General features: G+C 67.5%; 25 protein-coding genes and 1 tRNA gene. 12 read left to right on the top strand and 14 right to left on the bottom strand.

Annotated features, from left to right (window positions below; translation table 11 throughout):
• Positions 1–42: 42 nt before the first annotated feature.
• Positions 43–489 carry a MarR family winged helix-turn-helix transcriptional regulator gene (locus FDA38_RS09100; protein ID WP_202877598.1) on the top strand — a complete coding sequence of 149 codons (447 nt, stop codon included), beginning with the start codon at positions 43–45 and terminating at the stop codon, positions 487–489.
• Positions 490–529: 40 nt separating this feature from the next.
• Complete coding sequence (locus FDA38_RS09095) at positions 530–1,402, top strand: aminoglycoside phosphotransferase family protein (protein WP_137253575.1); 873 nt, start codon at positions 530–532, stop codon at positions 1,400–1,402.
• Here FDA38_RS09095 and FDA38_RS09090 read toward each other — a convergent pair.
• The 4 genes from FDA38_RS09090 to ettA all read right to left on the bottom strand — a co-directional run bounded on the left by FDA38_RS09090 (position 1,386) and on the right by ettA (position 4,601).
• Positions 1,386–2,006 carry a dihydrofolate reductase family protein gene (locus tag FDA38_RS09090; protein WP_137253574.1) on the bottom strand — a complete coding sequence of 207 codons (621 nt, stop codon included), beginning with the start codon at positions 2,004–2,006 and terminating at the stop codon, positions 1,386–1,388. The genes FDA38_RS09095 and FDA38_RS09090 overlap by 17 nt on opposite strands.
• Positions 2,003–2,479: an SRPBCC domain-containing protein gene (locus tag FDA38_RS09085; protein WP_233714604.1), complete on the bottom strand. Its 477-nt coding sequence runs from the start codon at positions 2,477–2,479 to the stop codon at positions 2,003–2,005. Before FDA38_RS09085 ends, FDA38_RS09090 begins: the two co-directional genes overlap by 4 nt.
• Positions 2,476–2,814 (bottom strand): ArsR/SmtB family transcription factor, encoded by a 339-nt coding sequence (locus tag FDA38_RS09080; protein WP_134096904.1) that lies wholly within the window; start codon positions 2,812–2,814, stop codon positions 2,476–2,478. Before FDA38_RS09080 ends, FDA38_RS09085 begins: the two co-directional genes overlap by 4 nt.
• Before the next feature lie 104 nt (positions 2,815–2,918).
• Complete coding sequence (ettA, locus tag FDA38_RS09075) at positions 2,919–4,601, bottom strand: energy-dependent translational throttle protein EttA (protein ID WP_137253573.1); 1,683 nt, start codon at positions 4,599–4,601, stop codon at positions 2,919–2,921.
• A 113-nt stretch (positions 4,602–4,714) separates the two neighbouring features.
• Between ettA and FDA38_RS09070 the strand changes: the two genes are divergently transcribed.
• Together FDA38_RS09070 and FDA38_RS09065 are read left to right on the top strand one after the other, a co-directional pair.
• Positions 4,715–5,209 carry a single-stranded DNA-binding protein gene (locus tag FDA38_RS09070; RefSeq protein WP_170989639.1) on the top strand — a complete coding sequence of 165 codons (495 nt, stop codon included), beginning with the start codon at positions 4,715–4,717 and terminating at the stop codon, positions 5,207–5,209.
• An 81-nt stretch (positions 5,210–5,290) separates the two neighbouring features.
• Positions 5,291–5,908 (top strand): SRPBCC domain-containing protein, encoded by a 618-nt coding sequence (locus FDA38_RS09065; RefSeq protein ID WP_170989638.1) that lies wholly within the window; start codon positions 5,291–5,293, stop codon positions 5,906–5,908.
• Positions 5,909–5,985: 77 nt separating this feature from the next.
• On the opposite strand, the gene FDA38_RS09060 is transcribed toward FDA38_RS09065, so the two are convergent.
• From FDA38_RS09060 to FDA38_RS09050, 3 genes are all read right to left on the bottom strand, one after another.
• Positions 5,986–7,665 carry a GTPase gene (locus tag FDA38_RS09060; RefSeq protein ID WP_137253571.1) on the bottom strand — a complete coding sequence of 560 codons (1,680 nt, stop codon included), beginning with the start codon at positions 7,663–7,665 and terminating at the stop codon, positions 5,986–5,988.
• A complete protein-coding gene (locus FDA38_RS09055; protein ID WP_233714603.1) occupies positions 7,662–11,468 on the bottom strand; it encodes an AAA family ATPase in 3,807 nt (1,268 codons plus the stop codon). Before FDA38_RS09055 ends, FDA38_RS09060 begins: the two co-directional genes overlap by 4 nt.
• A 366-nt stretch (positions 11,469–11,834) precedes the next feature.
• Positions 11,835–13,442: a PrsW family intramembrane metalloprotease gene (locus FDA38_RS09050; RefSeq protein WP_137253569.1), complete on the bottom strand. Its 1,608-nt coding sequence runs from the start codon at positions 13,440–13,442 to the stop codon at positions 11,835–11,837.
• A 160-nt stretch (positions 13,443–13,602) separates the two neighbouring features.
• On the opposite strand from FDA38_RS09050, the gene FDA38_RS09045 reads away from it, so the two are divergent.
• Positions 13,603–13,679: transfer RNA gene (locus FDA38_RS09045), tRNA-Arg, on the top strand.
• Positions 13,680–13,692: 13 nt separating this feature from the next.
• On the opposite strand, the gene FDA38_RS09040 is transcribed toward FDA38_RS09045, so the two are convergent.
• A complete protein-coding gene (locus FDA38_RS09040; protein WP_137253568.1) occupies positions 13,693–14,292 on the bottom strand; it encodes a muconolactone Delta-isomerase family protein in 600 nt (199 codons plus the stop codon).
• 171 nt (positions 14,293–14,463) lie between these two features.
• Here FDA38_RS09040 and FDA38_RS09035 point away from each other — a divergent pair, with 171 nt between their 5' ends.
• Positions 14,464–15,048, top strand: a complete 585-nt coding sequence (locus FDA38_RS09035; RefSeq protein WP_233714602.1) for an AAA family ATPase — start codon at positions 14,464–14,466, stop codon at positions 15,046–15,048.
• Here FDA38_RS09035 and FDA38_RS09030 read toward each other — a convergent pair.
• Positions 15,041–15,925, bottom strand: coding sequence for a hypothetical protein (locus FDA38_RS09030; RefSeq protein ID WP_137253566.1), 885 nt, complete (start codon positions 15,923–15,925; stop codon positions 15,041–15,043). The two genes, FDA38_RS09035 and FDA38_RS09030, sit on opposite strands and share 8 nt — an antisense overlap.
• A gap of 201 nt (positions 15,926–16,126) precedes the next feature.
• Here FDA38_RS09030 and dnaN point away from each other — a divergent pair, with 201 nt between their 5' ends.
• Positions 16,127–17,260, top strand: a complete 1,134-nt coding sequence (gene dnaN / locus FDA38_RS09025) for a DNA polymerase III subunit beta (protein WP_137253565.1) — start codon at positions 16,127–16,129, stop codon at positions 17,258–17,260.
• A 298-nt stretch (positions 17,261–17,558) separates the two neighbouring features.
• Here the strand turns inward: dnaN and FDA38_RS43385 are convergent, their stop codons facing one another.
• Positions 17,559–17,690, bottom strand: coding sequence for a hypothetical protein (locus tag FDA38_RS43385; RefSeq protein WP_267901739.1), 132 nt, complete (start codon positions 17,688–17,690; stop codon positions 17,559–17,561).
• Here FDA38_RS43385 and FDA38_RS42125 point away from each other — a divergent pair.
• Positions 17,682–17,837 carry a hypothetical protein gene (locus tag FDA38_RS42125; protein WP_170989637.1) on the top strand — a complete coding sequence of 52 codons (156 nt, stop codon included), beginning with the start codon at positions 17,682–17,684 and terminating at the stop codon, positions 17,835–17,837. The two genes, FDA38_RS43385 and FDA38_RS42125, sit on opposite strands and share 9 nt — an antisense overlap.
• Here FDA38_RS42125 and FDA38_RS09020 read toward each other — a convergent pair.
• Positions 17,819–18,586, bottom strand: coding sequence for an alpha/beta fold hydrolase (locus tag FDA38_RS09020; protein WP_170989636.1), 768 nt, complete (start codon positions 18,584–18,586; stop codon positions 17,819–17,821). The two genes, FDA38_RS42125 and FDA38_RS09020, sit on opposite strands and share 19 nt — an antisense overlap.
• Positions 18,587–18,753: 167 nt before the next feature.
• On the opposite strand from FDA38_RS09020, the gene FDA38_RS09015 reads away from it, so the two are divergent.
• The 4 genes from FDA38_RS09015 to FDA38_RS09005 all read left to right on the top strand — a co-directional run bounded on the left by FDA38_RS09015 (position 18,754) and on the right by FDA38_RS09005 (position 22,032).
• On the top strand, positions 18,754–19,725 hold the full coding sequence (locus FDA38_RS09015) for a LysR family transcriptional regulator (protein ID WP_137253563.1): 972 nt from the start codon (positions 18,754–18,756) through the stop codon (positions 19,723–19,725).
• 44 nt (positions 19,726–19,769) lie between these two features.
• Positions 19,770–20,930, top strand: coding sequence for an NAD-dependent formate dehydrogenase (locus FDA38_RS09010; protein WP_137253562.1), 1,161 nt, complete (start codon positions 19,770–19,772; stop codon positions 20,928–20,930).
• 84 nt (positions 20,931–21,014) lie between these two features.
• Positions 21,015–21,191, top strand: coding sequence for a hypothetical protein (locus FDA38_RS42120; RefSeq protein WP_170989528.1), 177 nt, complete (start codon positions 21,015–21,017; stop codon positions 21,189–21,191).
• A gap of 82 nt (positions 21,192–21,273) precedes the next feature.
• Positions 21,274–22,032, top strand: a complete 759-nt coding sequence (locus FDA38_RS09005; protein ID WP_137253561.1) for a GntR family transcriptional regulator — start codon at positions 21,274–21,276, stop codon at positions 22,030–22,032.
• Here the strand turns inward: FDA38_RS09005 and FDA38_RS09000 are convergent.
• Genes FDA38_RS09000 through FDA38_RS08990 form a run of 3 tightly spaced genes read right to left on the bottom strand, consistent with a single transcriptional unit; the run spans position 22,029 to position 23,027 of the window.
• Positions 22,029–22,346 carry a DUF1048 domain-containing protein gene (locus FDA38_RS09000; RefSeq protein ID WP_137253560.1) on the bottom strand — a complete coding sequence of 106 codons (318 nt, stop codon included), beginning with the start codon at positions 22,344–22,346 and terminating at the stop codon, positions 22,029–22,031. The genes FDA38_RS09005 and FDA38_RS09000 overlap by 4 nt on opposite strands.
• 1 nt (position 22,347) lies before the next feature.
• The gene (locus tag FDA38_RS08995) at positions 22,348–22,704 is read right to left on the bottom strand and encodes a DUF1048 domain-containing protein (RefSeq protein ID WP_137253559.1); all 357 of its coding nucleotides are present in this window, start codon (positions 22,702–22,704) and stop codon (positions 22,348–22,350) included.
• Positions 22,701–23,027, bottom strand: a complete 327-nt coding sequence (locus FDA38_RS08990) for a PadR family transcriptional regulator (RefSeq protein ID WP_137253558.1) — start codon at positions 23,025–23,027, stop codon at positions 22,701–22,703. The genes FDA38_RS08995 and FDA38_RS08990 overlap by 4 nt, the downstream gene beginning before the upstream one ends.
• Positions 23,028–23,057: the final 30 nt, after the last annotated feature.

Raw genomic sequence — 23,057 nt, 5'->3', positions numbered from 1 at the left:
TGGAGATCCGAGAGAAATGCAAGCCCTATGCTGAGGCGGACCATGACCAGTACTCGTGAAGAGCTCGCCGGCCAGATCCAGGAGCGGATGATCCGTTTCATCGCCGGCGCGGTTCTGTACAACCACGCGGTGTCGGCGAAGGTGGGCCTGGGCGCCAGCGACTCGCAGTTCATGACGCTGCTGCAGACGTACGGGCCGCTCACGCCACGCCAGCTCGCCGAACACACCGGTCTGACGTCCGGGACGATCACCGGCGTCATCGACCGGCTCGAGTCGCACGGCTTCGTCACCCGCCAGGCCGATCCGGGCGACCGGCGCAAGGTCGTCGTCACGCCGAAGCTGGAGACGATCCAGGAGAAACTCGTCCCGCTGTACGCCGAACAGGGCGCGCGCATGCAGGAGGTCCTGGCGACCCGGACCGTCGACGAACTCGAGGTGATCTCGCGGTTCCTCGCCGACTCGATCGACAACGCTGTAGCCCCGAGCTAAAGACTTTGAGACCGCTCGCGCGTTTCGGGACGCTTGCGCCGTGACGGATATTCACGAAGACGGCCGGGCCGGCATCGACGCGAACCTGGTACGGCGACTGATCGCGCAGCAGTTCCCGCAATGGGCCGACCTGCCGGTGACGCCGGTCAAGGTCGACGGCTGGGACAACCGGACGTACCGGCTGGGCACCGATCTGACCGCGCGCCTGCCAACGGGTCCGGCGTACGTGCCGGCCGTCGACAAGGAGCATCAGTGGTTGCCGGTGCTCGCGCCGTACCTGCCTGTGGAGATCCCGACCGCGATTGCGAAGGGTGCTCCGGGTGAGGGGTATCCGCATCCGTGGGCGATCCGGCGGTGGATCGACGGGCGGACGGCGTCGGCTGACACGGTGACCGATCTGCCTGCCTTCGCGGAGGCGATCGCGGAGTTCATCCACGCGCTGCAGGGCATCGATGCGACCGGCGGACCGCTCGCCGGCGAGCACAGCTTCTACCGCGGTGCGTCGCTGCAGCACTACCACGACGAGACGGTCGAGGCCCTCGCCGTACTGAAGGATCGCATCGACGCAGACCTCGCGGGTGAGGTGTGGGATGCCGCTCTGGCGTCAACGTGGGATCGACCGCCGGTGTGGTTTCACGGCGACATCGCTTACGGAAACCTGTTGGTGCAGGAGGGCCGGCTCACCGCCGTCATCGACTTCGGTACATCGGGCGTCGGCGATCCGGCCTGTGATCTGGTGATCGCCTACACGTTCTTCTCCGGCTCGTCCCGCGAGGCCTTCCGGTCGGCGGTCGCCCAGGACGCGGGAATGTGGGCACGAGCCCGCGGCTGGGCGCTGTGGAAGGCGCTGATCACCTCAGACCTCCCGGTCGTGCAGACCGTCCTGGACGACTACGTCACACAAACGCGCTGACGCCTTCGTACTCCCCCACCGGCGCGACGCCGACGGTCTCGTACTCGAGCAACATGAGTCCGCTCGGCGTCGCGTCGTACTTCGCCAACTTCAGCCCGGCAGTGGCGCCCGGCTGATCGAACAGCCTGCGACCGGCGCCGATCACGGTCGGCGCAACCACCAATCGGACAAGGTCCACCAGCCCAGCGGCTAGTAACGCACTCCCCAGCCGGGCACTCCCGTGCACCTGCAACTCACCACCGGGCCGCGCCTTCAGCTCTTCAACGCCTTCGAAAGAACTCAGCACTGTCGTCGGCTGCCAATCGCCTTCACTGATCGTCCGGCTGACGACGTACTTCGGCAGCGAGTTCATCCGCTCGGTGAACGGATCGTCGGGGTCGGTGATCTGCGGCCAGTCCCGGGCAAACGCCTCATAGCTTCGGCGGCCCAGCAACAACCCGTCTGCTCGCTGCAGCCAGTCGGACGTCTGCTTCACGAACGCCTCGTCGATGAACGGCACCAACCATCCGCCGCGCGTGAACCCGTCGCTCGTGTCCTCGGTCGGCGAACCCGGGCCCTGGCTCACCCCGTCCAGCGTCACGAATTCCGTCAGTACGAGCTTCATCGGTTCTCCCTCTCGGCAAGCGCTGCCAGCTGCTTCGTGACCGTGCCCCATCCGTCGGCGAATCCCAGCTCCTCATGCTGCGCCCGGGCAGCCGACGTACCGTGGCGCACGATGATCCGGTAGTGCGTGCCCTCTGGATGCTCCGCGAGCGTCACCTCCGCCGTCATCAGGAACGGTTCCGGGCTGGCCGGACGCCAGTTGCTGTCGATCGCGTTGGTGAAGACGAGCCGCTCGATCTCCTCGACCACGAGGAAGCTCGCGTCGAGATGCGGTACGAACTGTGTCCCGTCCTCGCTCAGCTGCGTCACCATCGCGCCGCCAGGCCGAACCTCGAGCCGCTCGACCCGGCACACCGCCGGCTCCGGCACCCACCAGCGCGCGAACTTTGCCGGATCGGTCCAGGCGTTCCAGACGGTCGCCCGCGGGGCCCGGATCACGCGCTCGACGGTGAGATCAAGCTCGGGATCAATCATGATTCTTCCTCCTGGGATTCGGTGACGAGGCGTTCCAGCCGATCAGTGCGGTCCGTCCAGATCCGGCGCTGCTCGGCGAGCCAGTCGTCGACCAGCGCCAGCCGCTCGCGATTCAGCACGCAGGTGCGCACCCGGCCGACCTTGACCGTGCGGATCAGCCCGTTCGACTCCAGCGTCCGGACGTGCTTCATGAACGACGGCAGGGTGATCGGGAAGTCGGCCGCGAGCTCACCCACACTGGTCGGCCCGCGCCCGAGCCGCCGGATCACACTGCGCCGGGTCGGATCAGCGAGCGCGACGAACACACCGTCCACGTCAGCCGAATACTGTGCCATGAGGCTAAGTATTGCTTCGGCTGATACTTAGCGCAAGGGCTAACTATCAGGAAGCACGAAGGACCCCGCCTCCGAGCCGGAAGCGGGGTCCTTCTATACCTTGCTCAGTCGCGGGTGAGCTTGCGGTGGGTGACGCGGTGCGGACGAGCCGCCTCCGGGCCGAGCCGCTCGACCTTGTTCGCCTCGTACGACGCGAAGTTGCCCTCGAACCAGAACCACTTGGCCGGGTCCTCGTCGGTGCCTTCCCAGGCGAGGATGTGGGTCGCCACGCGGTCCAGGAACCACCGGTCGTGGGACACGACCACCGCACAGCCCGGGAACTCCAGCAGCGCATCCTCCAGCGACTGCAGGGTCTCGACGTCCAGGTCGTTGGTCGGCTCGTCGAGCAGCAGCAGGTTGCCGCCCATCTTCAGCGTCAGCGCCAGGTTCAGCCGGTTGCGCTCACCGCCGGACAGTACGCCGGTGGGCTTCTGCTGGTCCGGACCCTTGAAGCCGAACGACGCGACGTACGCGCGGCTCGGCATCTCGAAGTGCGCGACCTTGATGAAGTCGAGCTCGTCGGACACCTGCTGCCAGACGGTCTTCTTCGGGTCCAGGCCGCCGCGCGACTGGTCGACGTACGAGATCTTGACCGTTTCGCCCAGCTTCAGACTGCCTGCATCCGGCTGTTCCTCGCCGACGATCATCCGGAACAGCGTCGACTTGCCGACACCGTTCGGACCGACGATGCCGACGATGCCGGCGCGCGGGAGGCTGAAGCTCAGGCCGTCGATCAGCTTGCGGTCGCCGAAGCCCTTCTCCAGCTTGCTGACCTCGAGCACCGTGCTGCCCAGGCGCGGACCCGGCGGGATGTTGATCTCGTCGATGTCCAGCTTCTTGGCGCGCTCGGCCTCGGCGGCCAGCTCCTCGTACCGCTGCAGACGCGCCTTGCTCTTGGACTGCCGGCCCTTCGCGTTGGACCGGACCCAGTCGAGCTCGCGCTCCAGAATCTTCTGCCGCTTGGCATCCTTCTGACCCTCGACGACCAGACGCGCCTTCTTGGTCTCCAGGTACTTCGAGTAGTTGCCCTCGTAGCCGTACGTCCGGCCGCGGTCGAGCTCGAGGATCCACTCGGCGACGTTGTCCAGGAAGTACCGGTCGTGGGTGATCGCCATGACGGCGCCCGGGTACTTCTGCAGGTGCTGCTCCAGCCACTGCACGGACTCGGCGTCCAGGTGGTTGGTGGGCTCGTCGAGCAGCAGGAGATCGGGCTGCTGCAGCAGGAGCTTGCACAGCGCGACCCGGCGACGCTCACCACCGGAGAGCTTGTCGACGATCGCGTCCGGCGGCGGGCAACGCAAAGCGTCCATCGCCTGCTCCAGTTGGGCGTCGATGTCCCAGGCGTTGCGGTGGTCGAGCTCGGTCTGCAGGTCACCCATCTCGGCCAGCAGCGTGTCGTAGTCGGCGTCCGGGTCGGCCAGCTCAGCAGAGATCTCGTTGAAACGATCGAGTTTCTGCTTGGTGTCGCCGACCCCTTCCTGCACGTTCTCCAGCACGGTCTTGCCCTCGGTCAACGGCGGCTCCTGCAGCAGGATCCCGACCGTCGCCCCTTCCGCCAGCCGCGCCTCGCCGTTGGAGGGCTGGTCGAGCCCCGCCATGATCTTGAACAGCGAGGACTTACCGGTGCCGTTGGGCCCGACCACGCCGATCTTCGCGCCGGTGAGGAAGTTCAAGGTGACGTTGTCGAGAACGACCTTGTCACCGTGCGCCTTCCGGACGTTGCGAAGCGTGTAGATGAATTCCGCCATACGTAGAGCCTATGTGCTTTCTCCACAGGCACGAATTCGGGCGTCTCACCAAGCCGCGAACAGTGCATCTTCTCTGCCGACAAGGCAACCCGCACCGAAGGGACGGCAACGCGATGAGCGTCGGCGACACGTACGTGACAGTTCAGGGCTGGGTCGGCAGCGACCCCGACTTCAAGGAGGTCGGGCAGCAACCGCACGCCACCTTCCGGGTCGGCTCGACCCCACGCCAATTCGACAGGACCAGCCAGCGGTTCGTCGACAAACCGACGACCTGGTTCACCGTGGACTGCTGGCGAATCCTGGCGCAGAACGCATTCGAATCGATCCGCACCGGCCAGCCCGTCATCGTTACCGGCCGGCTTCGCACCCACGAGTGGACCAACGACACGGGCGAGCAGGTCAGCAAGGTGATCCTCGAAGCGTTCTCCGTCGGCCACGACCTCAGCCGAGGTACCGCGACCTTCACCAAGAACGCCCCTCGCGCCGACGCCACGTTCGACAGCCCCGCGCTCGCTCCACACCCCGCGCTGGCCGACACCACCGCGACGCCCTACCCCGCCGACGAGTACCCGGTCACACCGCTCCCGCTGTCGGCGGAGGCGGCATGATTATCTCACCCTTGACTTATATAAGCGCCGCCCGGCATTCTGAGGTCCATCCCAGCAGCCGAGCAGGAGAGGGAATCACCTGTGATCGACATCCTCGAGCACATCAATGCGGTCCAACGCGAGGTCAGCCGCACCGGCGAGACCGTGACGGTGCTGATGCGCCGCTCGTACCAGGCCGAGCCGGCGGAGGTGTGGCACGCGCTCACGGACCCCGACCGGATGAAGCGCTGGTTCATGCCCGTCTCCGGCAACCTCGAGGTCGGTGGCACCTTCCAGCTGGAGGGCAACGCCGGCGGCGAGATCCTGGAGTGCGAGCCGCCCAAGCGGTTCAAGGTGACGTTCGGTGGTCCCAACAGTCTCCTCGAGCTGCGATTGCTGCCGGGAGCGGACGCCTCGACCGAGCTGGAGCTCGAGCACTCGATGAGCGAAGCTCCGGCGCCCGGCGGCGCGGGCGCGCTCTGGGTCGGTCCGGGCTGGGACGGCGGTCTGCTCGGCCTCGGGCTCTACGTCACCGGCGAGCTCCCGGAGGTCACCGATCCGGCCGAGATGGCCAACTCCGCCGAGGTGATCAGCTACAACGAGCAGTCGGTCCGAGCCTGGATCGAAGCGATCCGCGCCTCCGGCACGACGACGGAGGAAGACCTGACCTCCGCGGCCAAGATCTCGATGTCCCAGTACGCCCCCGACGCAGAGCTCTGACCGCTGCTGGCCGCCGAGGCGCACGCAAACTCTTGCGCGTGCCCCGGCGGCAGCTCGACCATCGGTCCGGCGGACGCCTAGCCGCGGGCGGCGGCGAGGCTGTCGCGGCAGGTCGTGTACGCCGTGAGCTCGTCGCGGGCCGGCGCAACTACGTGGCTGTCGGCAACTTTCTCGAGCTCGGTCCGCAGCGCCTTCGCCACCTGACGGGACCGCCGCAGCGCCCCGTTGGTCGCGAACACCCGGCAGACGAAGGAGAGCGCCAGCCCCAGGACGGCACCACCGACCAGCATGATCCAGGCGTACGAGATGCCGTTCCATTCCGGCAGCGGCGGATCGTTGAGATCAGCGATCCGCGCCACCAGCAAGGCGATCAGCCACGCCGCACCGCCGAGCGTGACCAGGAACAGCACCCACTGCACGATCCGCGCGAAACTCCACCAGCCCGGATTGTTGGTGACACCAAGGTCCGTCCGCGCGACCGCCTGGTCGAGCTCGTCGCCCAGCGACTCCTCGCGCCGACGGATCGCCGTACGCACCGAGTCGGCCCACGGACGCGACAGACCTTCCGCGGCCTTGTTCGTGATCGTGCGGACGGCGGCATCCATCCGCGCCCGCTGCACGGGAGTTGCCGCAGGCAACGAAGAGCGCGCGATCGCGACCTCGCTCGATGCCGACTTGCGCAACGCCTTGCCCTGCTCGCGCGACACCTGGTCGCCGTGCAGCCGTCGCAACGGATCCGGACGGAAACGCCCGAGCCATTTGGTCAACGGCCATCCCGTCGCAGCACGGGCACGCTGCAGGTACGAGCGACGTACTGCGTCCGCAACCACCGACAGGCCGCTCGCGTCAGACAACGCGTCGACGAGTTCGGTGACGTCGGCCTCGGCGATCTCCGGCGTCTTCGCGTTCCCGCACTGGCTTGCCATCCGGTCCGCGACGCGGTCGACATCCGCGGAGAGGCGCTCGCGCGCGGAGCGTTTGTTGCTGACCCGCTTCACCAGCAGGCCGCGCACCTCTTCGAGACCGTCGCCACTGACAGCCGACGTCGCGACGACTGTCGGCGACTTGAGACCGTCGGCCTTGAGCAGCCGATCCAGGTCGTCGAGGCAGCTCTTCCGCTGCTCCGGCGTCAGCTTGTCGATGTGGTTCAGCGCAAACACCATCACCCCGGAATGCGAGGCGAACGGTTTGATGTACCGGTTGTGCAGGGCCGCATCGGCGTACTTCTGCGGATCCACCACCCACACGAGCAGGTCGACCAGCTCCACGAGCCGGTCGACGATCAGGCGGTGCTCGACCTCGGTCGAGTCGTGGTCTGGAAGGTCCAGCAGCACCAGCCCGTCCAGGTCCTCGGAGTGGGCCTCCTCGAGCGAGCTGCGGTGCTGCACCTGGTGCCGGCGCGGGATCCCCAGCCAGCTCAGCACCTCACCGGCCGGCTCGTCACCCCAGACACAGGCAAGCGGCATCGAGCTTGTCGGCCGGCGCGTTCCGATCGCGGCCAGGTCGAGCCCGGTCAGTGCGTTGAACAACGACGACTTACCGGAGCCGGTCGCACCTGCGAGCGCGACGACGGTGAGGTCGCCGGACATGCGCAGGCGTTGTCCGGCGCGGTCGACGATCTGCGTCGCCTCGGTGAGTACCACCGGGTCGAGCCGGCCGTCGCCGGCCTTCGCGGCCACCTCGATGGCATCGATCTTCTTCAGGACATCGGTTTCGCCCCGGACCGGGGTCTCGACCGTATCCACTGTTTCCGTCACGTGCAGTCCTCCACCGCGCGCGCGGCCTCCGTCAGTAGCCTGGCCGTCTCGGCGTCGACCGGATGCTGGTCAAGGACAGCCAGATAGCGGGCGAATTCGGCATCCATCAGTGCATGAACCTTACCGTCAAGGTCCTCACGTGCCTTATCGACCATGCCCTGAACTGCCTTGTCGCCGAAAACTGCTTCCAGCAGCCGCTGCCCGACAACCGCGCTGCCCGCGCCGGCGCTCGCCTCGGCACCCTTCGGGATCCCGGTTTCGCGGGCGAAAACCACCACCATCAGCGAGAGTCCGAGCCCATTCACGCCGTACTCGAGGATGCGTGCCGTCGACTTCTTGGCGCCGCCTTCCTTGCGGATCACGTCGAGCACGAACTCCTGCCACTCCCGGACCGCGCGCGCCGCAGCATCCGGGAACGCCGGCGACAACGCGCCGAGCGAGCTCTCCGGATCGTCCTCGGCGAGTTGAGCGTCGCCGGCGGCAAGCAGTTGGCGACCGGGGGCGGTTGCCTGCCAGGCCTTCTCGGCACGTTCCGCGGCGGCCGTCGCGTGCTCACGCAGCAACGACTCCAACCCGGATTGGATCGCGTCGCTGACGTCGCGCGTTTCCGCCGGCTTGTTGCCGAGCGACGTCTTCAGCCGGTCGCGCAGCCGACCCGCGTTGGACTGCAGCCCCTTCAGAAGCTCGCCAGTGCCGACAAACTCCTGCCAGCGCGCCAGCACTTCGCCTCGCAGCAGCGTCCCGTCCTGGCTCGCCTTGGCGATGTCCTTCACACCCTGGTCGTACGCCGACTCGACCGACGACCGCAGCTCGATCGCGGTGTCCGACTGTGCCTTGACAGCCTCCGCGAACGGTGGCGTCGTCTTCACCATCGCACTGACGGCACCCTGCAGGGTACGGCGAACCACACCTGCGCGCGCCTCGGCGTCGGCGGCCAGGTCGACCAGCCAGTCCTTGATCGAGGCAACCGAAGGCTGCGGCAACATTCCGTTGCCGTCGACAACGGTCTCTTGGATGGAGAACAGCGGCGAGTCGCCGAGTCCACGCTCGAGCAGCATCTGCGCGAGGTGCCCGGTGATGTCGTCGATCGTCTCGCTCGGAGCCCGGTCGAGCACGACCGCCACCGCAGTACTGCGATCCGATGCGGTCTGCAGGAACTCCCACGGGACAGCGTCGGAGTACCGCGCCGCCGTCGTGACGAACAGCCAGAGGTCGGCGGCCGCGAGCAGCTGGGTCGCGAGATCACGGTTCGCCTCGACGACAGAGTCGATGTCCGGCGCGTCCAGGATCGCGAGCCCGCGCGGAACGGTGTCAGCGGCAACCAACCGCAGCTGCCCCGCATCCTCCATGCCACCCGGCTCGTCCGACCTCGTCCGCGCCATCCCCGGCAGCACCCGGTCACCCACGAACCAGTCCGCATCCGCCGGGTGATGAATCAGCACCGGCGACCGAGTAGTCGGCCGCAACACACCAGGCTCGCTGACAACCTTGCCGATGACAGTGTTGACCAGCGTCGACTTCCCGGCCCCGGTCGATCCACCAACCACCGCCAGCACCGGCGCCTCAAGCTGCACCAGCCGAGGCAACAGGTAGTCATCCAGCTGATCCAACATCGCCTTCTGCTGCTGCCGAGCCTCGTCAGCCCCCACAACCTGCAGCGGCAACCGACTCCCCGCCAACACACCCCGCAACTTCATCAACGCAGTAATCAAAGCCATAGCAGCCTGCTCAGCCGCCAACCGCTCCGCCAACTGCGCCGCCGTCAGCTCCTCTTCCCCCTCACCCGCATCATCGGAATCCCCAGCCGACGCATCACCGGCATCACCGCCAGCTACTCCATCGCCAGCCGCTGGATCCTCGGATGCACCAGCCGACTCATCACCGCCACCATCACCCGACCCGGCATCACCCTCATCCGCCGAGCCAGCAGCCCCATCCCCCGCACCGCCAGCCTCATCCGCCAACTCACCCGCGGCACCACCATCTACAGCCCCAGCGTCACCAGCAGATCCATCCGCAACATCACCCGCGGACTCATCGGCAGAGTCAGCCGCCGCATCCCCGCCACCATCAGCCGCCGCGTCCCCGCCACCATCTGGCGCCGCCTCAACAGCCCCATCGACTGCCTGCTCAGCCGCCTCATCAGACGCACCGCCCACCGCGGCGTGCTCTGCAGCCTCATCACCCACGTCATCAGGCGTGCCATCCGCACCAGCAACCGCCGCGTCAGCCACACCAGCCGCCGCCCCGCCAGCAGAGTGCCGCCCGGTCGCACCAGTAGCACCATCAGCAGCAGCGGCCGTGGGCTCTCCAGCCTCACCGACCGCCTCATCCGAGCCACCGTCCGCCGCGCTGTCCCCAGCACCTGCGTCCTCCGCAGCACCCGCCTCAGCACCAGCCTCGCCCGAGCCGTCGTCCACCGGTTCGCCCTCAGCGTCGCCTGTCGACCCATCCGAGCCGTCTCCCGCTGACCCGTCTGAGCCGTCGTCCGCCAGCTCACGTCCGCCGTCGTCCGTCAGCTCGCCTGCGCCGTCGCTCGCGGACTCGTTCGTCGCCTCGTCGGCGCTCCCGGTCTCCGCCGCGTGCCCGCCGTCGTTGGTGTCATCGGCCGAACTCGGCGCAACTTCCTCCGCGTCCTCGACGTCACCTGCCGACTCGACGCCATGTGATGGCTGACCGTCGGTCTCGTCTGCAGCCGCATTCGCCGGCTCACCCTGCCCGTCGTCCGCCTCGCCGGTGCTGTCGCCGGACTCGCCGGTGCTGTCGCCGGACTCGCCAGTGCCGTCGCCCGCCTCGGGGGTGCCGTCCGCCTCGCCCTCAGCGTCGGCCGCCTCGCCCGTGGCGTCTTCGGTCGACTCGTGTGCGGCGTCGGACCCGTCTTCCGCGGGCTCATCTGCGGTCTCGTCGGCGGACGCGGCATCCGCCGTTCCAGAGTCCGCGTGCTCCGCCGTGCCTTCTGCAGCACCATCAGATTGGGCGCTCGCGGCGTCCTGAGTGGCGTTCTCCGCCTGCTTGGGGAGGCCGATGATGATGTTGCCATACTCGAGCGGAAAGCCGTCAGGCGACTCGTCCGGCTCGTACACGACACCCACCCGCGGCCGCTCCTCAGCAGTCACATCCGGTACGTCGGCACCTTCCGCGCGCGATCCCGCCGCGCCACCGTCCCGCACCGCGCTGCCATCAACGCCGTCCGCGCCACCTTCACCGCCCCGCAAGGCACCCTCGCTGCCCTCAGCCGCGCCCTCAGCGCCGCCGTGCGCGCGACCTTCACCCGCCGCTGCGGTGCCCTCAGTGCCCTCTGCCGGCCCCTCACTGGCCCGCGCGGTGTCCTCACCGGCCCGCGCAGCGTGCTCAGCGTCGTGTACGGCGTGCTCACTAGCCTGCGCGGTGCCGTCACCGCCCTGGGCGTCGTGCTCACCAGCCTGCGCGGCCCCTTCACCGGCCTGTGCGGTGACCTCAGCCTGTGTGGCGCCTTCGCCAACCTGCGTGTCGTCTTCGCCGACTCGTGCGGCGTCGTCGGATGCCTGCGCCGCGCCGTCACCGGCCTGGGCCGCGCCGTCACCAGCCTGCGCCTCGCCGTCGCCGGCCTGGGCCGCGGCGTGCTCGGCGTGCGACGGGTCGGTCGAGGTGGACGGGTCGCTGGAGTTCGACCCGTCGGCGGTGGACGCGGTCTCCGCGGTTGTCGACGCGGAGTCGTCCTCGGAAGGCGCGTCAGTTGTCGCCGGCTGCTCAGAGTCCTTGGCGGGGGTCTCAGTCGCCTTGTCTGCTGTTTCTGCGGGCTTGGGGTCCCCGGAGGTGCTCACCGCGGGCTCGGTCGACTCAGGGGCTGCTGAAGGCTGGGCAGACTTAGCAGCGCCGTCCTCCGTCGCACGGTCCTTGGAGGCAGGCGTGACTGAACCGTCGGCCGGCTCAGGCTGTGTGGCGGGCTCGTCGGTGGTCTTCCTGAAGCGGCGGCGCCAGAAGCCTCGGGACTTGGGGGTGGACTGGGCGATGAGGTTCGCCAGCTCCTGGGCAGGCTGATCCTGGTTCGGAACCCGCGGTTCCGAACCTTCACCAGCTGCTGACCTGGTGTCAGCCACGTCGTCCGCCCACGAGCACAGAGTGCCCGGTCGGACAGCGCAGAAGCAAAGTCATCGTCATCCCCGTTTGGCGGCGTGGACGGGTGGCAGTCACTGCGGTGGTGGATACGGACCGTATCCTCCCGGCGGTCCTTGCTGACCGGGGGGTCCCGGTGGGTAACCGGACTGACCGGCTGGGTAACCGGGTTGCCCCGACGGATACCCCGGCTGAGAGGGCGGATAACCGTCCTGCGGCCGCGGGTATGTGCCCTCCCCGGCGCCACCCCCCGGCACCCCAGGACCCGGACCACCGGACACCTGCCCGGCCCCGCCAGGCCCCATTTGACCACCCGGCCCCATCGGAGCCTGCCCCATCGGACCACCCGGACCCATCGGAGCTCCAGAACCCATCTGCCCCATCGGCATGCCGGGAGCACCAGGCGGAAAAGCGCCCCCGGCGTACTGCGGAGCCGCCTGTGCGAACGCGGGCATCGGAGGGAACGGCACGCTCGGCCTCCGCTCCCGCAGCTCGTCCAGCAACTGCTTCTCCGTTTGTAGTGCATCCGGCCCGATCACCTGGCGGACGATCTTGTCCCGCAGGTACGCCAGCTCGGTCGCGTTGTGCTGGAACGCCTTCGCGGCCGCTTCCGCCTGGGGCCCGTACCGCCGGGCGTTCTGCCGCAGCGCCTTGCGCCCTCGCAGCGTGGCTATCAGTGGAACGTCTTGTGGAACCAGCCATCCGAACCGCACATAGTCGTACAACCGGGACGCGATCATCTGTCCCTCCCGTGATCGCATCACGAGCGCGAAGACGACCAGGCAGATGAACAGCGGCACCATCAGACACAGGTACGCGACGATGAAGCCCCCGCCACCGGCCCAGCTCGCGGATGCGTTCCAGGAGGCGTGCGCCAGTACCGCAGCCAGGTACCCGACGACCGGCGCGAGAAAACGGACCACGGTACTTCGGTGGCGTATCGCGACGCCGATCCCGATCGCGGTGAACGACGTGAAGAGTGGATGCGCGAACGGCGAGATCACGCCGCGGATGATGAACAGTGCGAACGCACCGCGCAGACCGGCGTCGCTGCCGGCCTCCTCGGAGAGCGTGTTGAACACGCGGCCGTAGTACAGGATGTTCTCGGTGAAGGCGAAGCCGACGCCGACCATGCCGGCGTACACGAGGCCGTCGATGATGCCGTCGAACTCCTTGCGGCGTACCAGCGCCAGCAGCAGGATCACGGACCCCTTGGCGAACTCCTCCACCGGCGGGGCGACGAAGACCGCGGACCGGTCGCCGCCGACGCCGGTCTCGGCCAGCCGGTGCGACACCTCGGTGTTGATGAAGATCGCGGCCAGCGTGGCGATGAAGGCGCCCCAGCAGAGCGCGAAGACGATGTACCTCGTCGGCTCCGGCTCGTACCGGTCCAGCCAGAGATAGAGCGCGATGACCGGGATGACCGGGACGAACGCGAAGATCAGACCCCAGGTGAAGCCGCCCGCACCGGTCGACTTGGCCACGATGCCGAAGATCACCAGACCCGCGATCGCGAACACCACCGCGATCACGATGCCGATCAGGACGCCCTGGTTGCGGCGCTGGCCGGGGACCGGATGGCTGCCGAGCATGTTCGGCTGCGGGTACGGTCCGCCGGGCGAGTACGCCGACCCCGCCGCGGGTTGCGGCGTGCCTGCCGGGCCTGGTGAGGGGTGACTCATGCCCCGAAGCCTAGTTGGGGTGCCGATCAACCGGCAGGACCACCCACTCAGCGTTACCGGGATGGAACGACAACCCTGTACTTCGTCCGCGCTCGAACCGCGCCGATCAGGAACCCAGAGGCGGGATCACCCGCCGATCTGAGAGACTCTTCCCTGCCACGCGCCCGTAGCTCAGCTGGATAGAGCGACAGACTTCTAATCTGTGGGTCGCAGGTTCGAATCCTGCCGGGCGCGCCATTTCCGCCGCAGATCAGGCTGCTGCGTGCGCCGGATCACTCGGGTGGACCGTCAGCGGGACGACGTCGGTCTCGAGCCAGTCCGACAGCGGAAGCGACTCGAGGATCGTCGCCAGCTCCTCGGCGCTACCGGCTTGCCACAATCCCAGAGCGGGGCCGTCACCGCGCCTCCACAGGCGGACCAGCTTCCCCTCGGCGGCGAGCTCGCGGGTGCGCCGTGCCTCGCCGGCAACCTTCTCGTCGGCCAGCTCGGACGGAGTGCCTTCCGGGATCGTCAGTCTGAAGATGGTGAAGTACTCCGTTGCGTCCGCGCGCAACGGAGTCGGCGTCTTGGGGTCATTCGGATGCGCGGCGAGCGGCATGACGTCGTCATGGCGCCAGATTCGGAGCGGCATCGAAGCCAGCACCTCTTCCAACTGCTCGGCATCCTCAGCCTCGAACAGACCAAAGGTGCGCCACTCGCCAGGTTGGAGCGGCGGCCGCCACAGCCGAAGCAGCTGCCCCGCCGCGGCGAGCGCACGCGAGTGAGCCGTCTCTCGGCCACGCACCTCGTCGACCTCCGCCTCCGTCACGCCCTCCGGAACCTGCGTGGTCATCGTGACCAGGAACTGCATCTCGTCCTCCCGACACTCGGCCTGCTGCGGACAACAGGATCGCACCGGCAGAGATTCCCTCAGCGAGTTCCTAAGCACTTCTCAGTGTTCTCACGGAGCGGTGGTGTGAGCTGGTTCGTCTTATCTGTACTGACAGGTGACGGAAAGGCCGGTGTGGTGGCTTCGGGAGTTGTGAGCGTCCTTCATACGACAAACGGTTTGCGGGACCTGCGGTACGCCGCGGACGCGCTGGTGATCCTCGCCGGGATTCCGGGTGCCGGGAAGACCACTCTGCTCCGGCGGCTCTACCCGGTCGGCGCGGACCACGGCGGCGTCCGGGTGTTCGACTCGGAGCGCTTGCGTGCCCGCTGGATGCGAGTGCTGGGCCGGGTGCCCTATGCATGGTGGCGCCCTCTGTTGCACCTCGCGTACTACGCGCGTGTGCTGACGGCCATGCGTCCAGGCGGAGGCCCGCTGGTCGTGCACGACTGCGCGACCAGGCCTTGGGTACGCCGACTGCTCGGCTGGCGGGCGCGTCGGGCCGGACTGCCCTCGCACCTCATCCTGCTCGACGTCCCCGGCGATGTGGCGCGCTCCGGCCAATGGGCCCGCGGACGCGTCGTACGGACAGGCAGCATGGCAACGCACTGCCAGAGATGGCCCGACCTGGTCGCCAAGGCCGCTGAGGATCCGGGGTACGTCGTACCCGGCGCTCTGTCCGCTGAGGTGCTCACGCGGGCTCAGGCAAACAACGTGGCACGCATCTACTTCAGCTGAGCCGCAGCCGGGTCAGAGTCCCCTCGTCGCCGGACGTCGTCCAGATGCTGTCGTACGCGATCAGCATGCTGCCTGCGGTGATCTGCTGGCCGTCGGGGGCGACCTGCTCGACAGCCTGACCGGTCGACGGATCCAGCCGGGTGATGATGCCGTTGCCGGCCCGCAGCCAGACAGCGTCTGGCGTGGCGACCAGATCGCCTCCCACGCCGGCGCCGAGGCTGGGGTACTTCGCCTTGACGCTCAACTCCCGCGACAGCCGGACCAGGCCGTCGCTGGTGTCGACCCAGATGTCGGACCCACTGACGGCCGCGAGCCGCGGCGCAGGCAACGTCGTACGCGCGATCACAGACCCGTTGCCGGCATCGAGCGCGATCACAGCGTTCTCTGTCGACGAGGTCGCGACGACCAACTCCCCGGAGGCAGCCAACTGAAGACAGCGCACGCCGAGCGGGTACTTCGTCACTCGCCCGGTCACCTGGTCGACAAGGTTCACGTCGGACCCGCTCAGCACCCACAACCCGCGCGCAGTCGACGGCAGCGCCAGCTGGTCGAACACCTTCCCCACGGCAACCCGCCGTACGATCCGCCTGCTCGCCGGATCGATCTTGACGACATCCGTCCCCTGGTCGGTCGTTGCACACGCCCAGACGGCCGCCTGGTCCGTCCCGATGCCCTGGCAGTAGTCGCTCGGGTCGGAGTTCGTATCGAGCTTGAGCTCCCCGGTGGTCCGGTTGGTCGCCGGATCGATCCGTACGACGCGCCCGTCGTCGGTCTTCACCCAGAGCGCTCCACCCGCCGCGGTCAGCCCGTCCGCGTTCTCGATCGCGATGACGGTCTGAGTACGCGCGGAATAGCTCGCCGTACGCGTCGGACTCACCGAGACAGTGGCCGGTCCGGCAGGTGCCGGGTCCGCCCCGCCCGAACATCCGCCAACGACCAGAAGAAGAAGCCCCCACCCCAGAGAGGACACCAGGAAAGCAGCGCCCATGGCACCAGCATGGACCCGGAAGTCGTGCCTGAACAGGAATTGTCGGTGGCTGCTGATTGAGTCGTACTTCGAGATGGGGAGGAGTGCGGCATGAAGGTGCGAGTCGGGCGTGAGGTGCTGGCCGAGGCGGTTGGATGGGTGGCGCGCGGGTTGCCCAGTCGGCCGAGTGTGCCGATCCTGGCCGGGATGGTGGTGGAGGCGGCCGACGGGCAGGTGACGTTGTCCGGGTTCGATTACGAGAGTTCGGCACGGGTGAGTGTGCCGGCGGAGGTGGCCGACGAGGGACGGGTGCTGGTCTCCGGTCGGCTGCTCTCGGACATCTGCAAGAGCATGCCGCGGGACTCCGTGGATCTGAGCGGTGAGGCGGCTCGGGTCCAGGTGAGTAGCGGCGCGGCCCGGTTCATGTTGCACACGCTGCCGCTCGATGAGTATCCGCCGCTGCCGGTGATTCCGCAGGCAAGCGGAGTGGTCGACGGAGAGGTGTTCTCGCGGGCCGTCTCGCAGGTGGTGAGCGCAGCTGGTCGGGATGACACGCTGCCGGTGTTCACGGGGATCCGGCTGGAGATCCGTGGATCGACGATCTCCTTGCTCGCCACCGACCGCTACCGGTTGGCGCTGCGGTCGTTCCCGTGGCAGCCGATCGATGCCGGCGTCGAGGCCAACGCGCTGGTCCCGGCGAAGCTGCTCGCCGACGTGGCGAAGGCGATGGCAGGTCATGAGCTCACGCTTGCGCTCGGTTCGACCCGCACAGGGGACGGGTTGATCGGGTTCGAAGGCGGCGGCCGGCATGCGACCAGCCGGCTGATCGACGGCGAGTTCCCCAGGGTGCGCAGCCTGATCCCGGCAGAGAACGCGATCACCAGCACAGTCACCGTGGACACCGCCGCGCTCGTCGAGGCGGTCAAGCGAGTCGCGCTGGTGGCTGAGCGGTCGGCGCCGGTGCGGCTCACGTTCGCGGACGGTCTGGCGACGCTTGACGCAGGCAACGGTGAGGAGGCTCAGGCGTCGGAGTCCGTTGAGGTCACGCTGACCGGCGAGCCGGTGGTGACCGGCTTCAACGCCGGCTACCTGCTCGACGGACTCGCCTCACTCGGTACGCCGATCGCACAGTTCGCCTTCACCCAGACGACCAAGCCGGCCAACCTGACCGGCCTCCGCTCCCCCGACGACGCACCCACACCAGATTCCGCCTACATCCTGATGCCGATGCGCCTGCCGACCTGACGTCATCCGCAGGTCGTACGACCGAATCGTGCCGTGGACTGACGATCGCAAGCACCTGCCGCGATGGCACGTCGGCGATGCGCTTCCCACAGGTGGATGTCGTCGCGCGCTACGGGTATCTCGGCGTCGATCTGTGTCCGTTGCCTTCAGCCAAGGGCGATTCCCGGTCTCGCTTCCGGAGTACCTGGCGAATCTGACGATCTTCCTCTGGGCCTGGCTCGCCGGGACCTTGGTCTTCGAGACGGACTGTTGCCGCACGCAACTGATCTGGTACTCAACACCCAGTTCTCGCACCAATTCATCGCCGGTACGGCCCTCCGCCTGATCCATCGGTACGGCGCAACGCGATCATCATCGCGATCTTCGCGATCATGCTGGCCCACATATCGGCTTCATCATCTTCGAGCGCCTCGGCGACCAGGTGAACCACGTCCTCCTGGTCGCCGCCACGATGCTGCTGATGATCGGCCTTGCGGCCGCATTGCACTACGGCGTCGAGCGGCCGCTCGCACCACGCCTCAAACGCCTACTGGACCGGGCAACCCCCGGCCGACCAGTTCACGCGCTCAGGAAGTAGCCCGTCAGCACCCGGGCCATGGTCTCCGGCGGCAGCGTGTGGAACGTTCCGTCCTGCCCCTCCAGCGATCCATGCGGGAGCGTCTCAGCCGCCTGCCGTGCCGCCTCCTTCAACCAGTCCGGACTGGCGTTGCTGAACATCGCCAGCGTCGGTACGTCGACCGACGCCAACAGCTCATGCGGTACGGCGCTGTCGCCCATCTGCAGGCCGTCGTACACGAGGGTGTGCGCGATCGCCTCCATGCCGGCCCACATCGGCGTCTGCCGGATCTGGTCGACCGCCTCCTTCGGCTGGCCGACTGCCTCGACCATGAACAGCTCAGCCGCCCCACCAGGGTTCCCGGCGTCGACGAACTCCTGCAGCCGCTCGACGTACCGCTCCGGCACCGGCGGGGCGCCTTCGACCCGGAACGGCGGCTCCAGCACCGCCTGCTTCTCGAACGGCAGCCCGGCCTGCAGCAGCACCATCGACCCGGACGAATACGCACAGGCGTACTGCGCACCCGTCGCCGAGCGGATCGCCTCCAGGTCCTCCCACTCGCGCTCCACGGCGTACGGCAGGGTGTCGCCGGAGTCGCCGCGACCACGCCGGTCGTAGTTCACCACGGTGAATGCCGACGACAGCGCCTTGGCGTCGTCGACGTACCGCGAGCGCTCGGTGAACCCGCCCGCGACGAGCACCAGGACCGGCCCGCTGCCGTACGTGTCGTACGCCAACTCGGTACCGTCCTTGGAAACCACCTTCTGCATCACAGCTCCTTTGCCAGAGAGATCTCTGCCCATCCGTCGAACGGATCCGTGCCGGAAAGACACCCTGTGATCCACATCACAACACGCCGAGATCTTCCGGGCGACGGCGCACCTCACTACAGTTGGATTATGTATACAGGAGACTGCACACCATTCCGGGTTCGCTGATGCTGCTCCGCCAGCTGGAGTACCTCGTCGCCCTCGCCCGCGAGAAGCATTTCGCCCGGGCGGCGGAAGCCTGCTACGTCTCCCAGCCGTCGCTCTCGGCCGCGATCCGCAAGCTCGAGCAGGAGCTCGACGTACCGATCGTGCGGCGCGGCCGGCGGTTCGAGGGACTGACACCCGAGGGCGAGCGGGTACTGCTCTGGGCGCAGCGCATCCTGTCCGAGCAGGACGCGCTCCGGCACGAGTTGTCGGTGATGCGCGGCGGACTCAACGGCACGCTCCGGCTCGGCGCGATCCCGACCGCGATGCCGGTGGTTTCGTTGCTCACGACACCTTTCTGCGCGCGGCATACCAATGCCCGGGTGACGCTGGAATCGCTGTCGTCGCGGGACATCACCCAGAAACTCGCGGAGTTCGATCTCGATGTCGCGATGACGTACCTCGACGACGACGCCCTCGGCCAGGTGCGCAAGACGCCGCTGTACGAAGAGCGCTACCTGTTACTGACGCCGACCCACACCAAGCTCGCCGACCAGCCCGTCGCCACGTGGGCAGAGGTCGCCGAGCTTCCGCTCTGCCTGCTCTCACCTGAGATGCGCAACCGCCGGATCATGAACGGCTACTTCACTGACGACGGCGTCACCGCGACACCCGCGATCGAGAGCGACACCGTGTCGGGCTTGTACAGCCACCTGCACGGCAGCCACTGGTCGACCGTGATCTCGCACGCCTGGTTGCACATGTTCGGCGTACCGGACGGGATGCGCGTCGTACCGCTCAAGGGTCCGGCGCACGGGCCGCGGGTCGGTCTGGTGATCGCGGCGCGCAGTCCCGAGCCCGTTCTCGCGCGGGCGTTGCTCGACGTGGCGCGGCAGGCCGGCGTACACAAAGCTCTCGACGATCTACTCGACGTGCATTTGATGGATTCCGGCTATCTCGACATAGCGAGCAAGTCTTTGACCGTCGGACCGTGACACCGCGATGGTGGAAATCCCTTCAGAACAAGGAGATTCCCATCATGGCGAAGATTGTCTGTGTCCTGTACGACGACCCGGCGGCGGGCTACCCGACGTCGTACGCCCGGGACGACATCCCGACGATCGACGGCTATCCCGGCGGCCAGACGGCGCCCTCGCCGAAGGCCATCGACTTCACGCCGGGCGCACTGCTCGGCAGCGTGTCCGGTGAGCTCGGATTGCGTGAATTCCTCGAGAGCCAGGGCCACACACTGGTCGTCACGTCCGACAAGGAGGGCGCGGACTCGGTGCTCGATCGTGAGCTGCCCGACGCCGATGTGGTGATCTCGCAACCGTTCTGGCCCGCGTACCTGACCGCCGAGCGGATCGCGAAGGCGCCGAAGCTGAAGCTCGCGATCACCGCCGGCATCGGCTCCGACCACGTCGACCTGGACGCGGCAATCGAGCACGGCATGACCGTTGCCGAGGTCACCTATTCGAACAGCATCAGCGTCGCCGAGCACGTGGTGATGATGATCCTCGGGCTGGTGCGCAACTACCTCCCGGCATACCAAACCGTATGGGATGGCGGCTGGAACATCGCCGACTGCGTGGCGCGCTCGTACGACCTCGAGGGCATGCACGTCGGCACGGTCGCGGCCGGCCGGATCGGGACCGCAGTACTGCGTCGGCTGGCGCCGTTCGACGTGAAGCTGCACTACACCGACCGGCATCGCCTGCCGGAGTCGGTCGAGCGGGAACTGGGACTGACCTTCCACCCGAGCGCGGCCGACATGGTGCCGCACTGCGACGTGGTGACGATCAACGCGCCGCTGCACCCGGAGACCGAAGGGCTGTTCGGGGATAAGTTGCTCGGGACAATGAAGCGCGGGACGTACCTGATCAACACGGCGCGGGCCAAGATCGCCGACCGGGACGCGATCGTCCGGGCGCTGGAGAGCGGTCAGCTGGCCGGATACGCCGGCGATGTCTGGTACCCGCAGCCCGCGCCGGCCGACCATCCGTGGCGGACCATGCCGCACCACGGGATGACGCCGCACATCTCCGGCTCGTCGCTGTCCGCGCAGACCCGGTACGCCGCGGGCACCCGGGAGATCCTGGAATCGTGGCTGGCCGGTACGCCGATCCGCGACGAGTACCTGATCGTCGACGGCGGGCGCCTGGCCGGCGCCGGAGCGCATGCGTACTCGACCCGGGTGTAAGCCGGATCACGTGAGACGCGGGCATAACCGGTGAGTACACCTGGTTGAATGTATACAGAAGCCAGAATTCAAGGAAGGGTAGAAATGATCTTCACACGTAGGTTCGGTGCTCTGGCGGCTCGCCCGCAGTTCCCGGATGCCCCGGAGCTGCAGCAGGAGCTGTCCGACCCGCTCGATCTGGACGCCGAGCTCGCCAAGCTCACCGGCGAGGCGCCCGCCGCGCGCGACGACGACCGACAGGCGGACGAGTCGGCCGCCTGAGGCCGGGGCGGCGGCTATATGTCAGGCACGGCACTTGGTAGACTGTCTACCAAGTGCCGTGCTGTTTTCCGGAAGGGATCTCATGACGACGATCAGCGCAGGGCCAGGGGCGGGCGCGGAATCGGCCGGGGTGCGGCACGTCAAGCGGCCGACGCCGTTGCGGGAGTCGGTCTACGAGGCCCTGACCGAGATGATCATCGACGGCACCCTCGAGCGCGGCCGGCACCTGGTCGAGGTTGAGCTCGCCGGCTTGCTGGGCGTCTCCCGGCAGCCGGTACGCGAGGCCCTGCAGCGCCTGAACAACGAGGGCTGGGTAGACCTGCGCCCCGGTTTCGGCGCGATGGTGCATGTGCCGGCCGAGGACGAGGTCGACCAGTTGCTGGCGGCCCGCGCTGCACTCGAATCCGAATCTGCCCGCCTCGCCGCGCGTCACGCCACGAAGGAAGATGTGGCTCGGTTGCGCGAGCTCTGCAAGGTCGGTACGGCGTACCAGGAGTCCGGCGACATCGACGGCACCGTCCGCACGAACGGCGAACTCCACAGCCTCATCACCGAAATGTCCGGCAACCGTTTCCTCGTCGACTTCGCCGCGCAGGTCGACCGCCGGGTCCGCTGGTACTACACGCCGGTCGCCCCGGTCCGCGGCGCGGCCTCATGGCGCGAACACAACCGCCTCGTCAAAGCCATCAGCGAAGGCGACGAGGACAAGGCCGCCCAGATCATGCGCGAGCACACCGAACACACCCGCAAGGCCTACCACGACCTCCAGGCCGGAGCCGAGCCCGTCGAAACCCCCGAACCGGACACCACTCCCCGCCGCCGTCGCCGCACGACCAACTAATTCTTGGTCTTCTTGGTGATGGATTCCTGGTAGATTTCAGCGTAGGTGCGGGAGTCTTTGATCAGGTCGTCGCAGAAGGCGGCTACGTCGGTACCGATGAGTTCGATGACACCCTTGCCTGCCGCAACGCCTTCCTCGAAGAAGTCGACGATTCCGGAGAGCAGATTTCCCTCGGTCAGGTCGGTGGGGCCGACCTTGAACAGGTATTTCTGGATCTCCTTGTAGACGATCTGATAATCCGGCGGAAGCGCCTTGACCCGGGCCAGGTGCGCTCGCCATTGCTTCTTGCCTTCGATGATGTCTTGGATGCCCACGTCAGTCTCCTAACCGGCCGAGTTTCCTTGCGACGTTGCGATTCAGCTGCTCGCGCCACCGGTCGCGATAGGTGCGAGCGCCCTCTCCCCCGGCCAGCGCGGCACAGAAGCCGGCGATGTCGTCACCCAGTACGTCGTCGATGCTCTGCCCGTCAGCCGCTGTTTCTTCGAGCAGGCCAAGGGCGCTGTCGAGAATCGGCATCAGGTTGCGACCTGTGAAGCCCGAGTACGGCGACAGGTAAGCCTTGATCTGCTCCCAGGCGGCGCGATAGTCAGCCGGCAACGCTGCGGCCCGGACTTCGAACGCCTTGTATTCCCTGGTGAGATCGTTGCCGGTAATAGTGTTCCAGAAACTCATCTCCCACCCTCCTTGAGTTTGTCGATTCGGGATGACAGGTACTCCCATTTCGCCCAGAACTTCCCGAGCTCCGCGCGACCTGCGTCGTTGAGCGAATAGAACTTCCGCGGCGGCCCCATCCCCGACGGCCGCTTCGCCACCTGGACCAGCCCGTTCCGCTCCAGCCGCAGCAGGATCGTGTAGACCGTCCCCTCGATGACATCGGAGAAGCCGAGCTCGTTCAGCTGACGCGTGATGACGTACCCATAGGTCTCCTCGCGGCCGATGATCTCGAGCACACAACCCTCCAACGTGCCCTTCAACATCTCCGTCAGGTCATCCATCGCAAGCCGGCCCTCCCGGTACTCCGTATC

Origin of the sequence: Kribbella jiaozuonensis, assembly GCF_005233875.1 — a bacterium.
GTDB classification, from domain to species: Bacteria; Actinomycetota; Actinomycetes; order Propionibacteriales; family Kribbellaceae; genus Kribbella; species Kribbella jiaozuonensis.
Note: the sequence above shows the minus strand (reverse complement) of the source record. Positions and strands in the feature narration are given on the sequence as shown.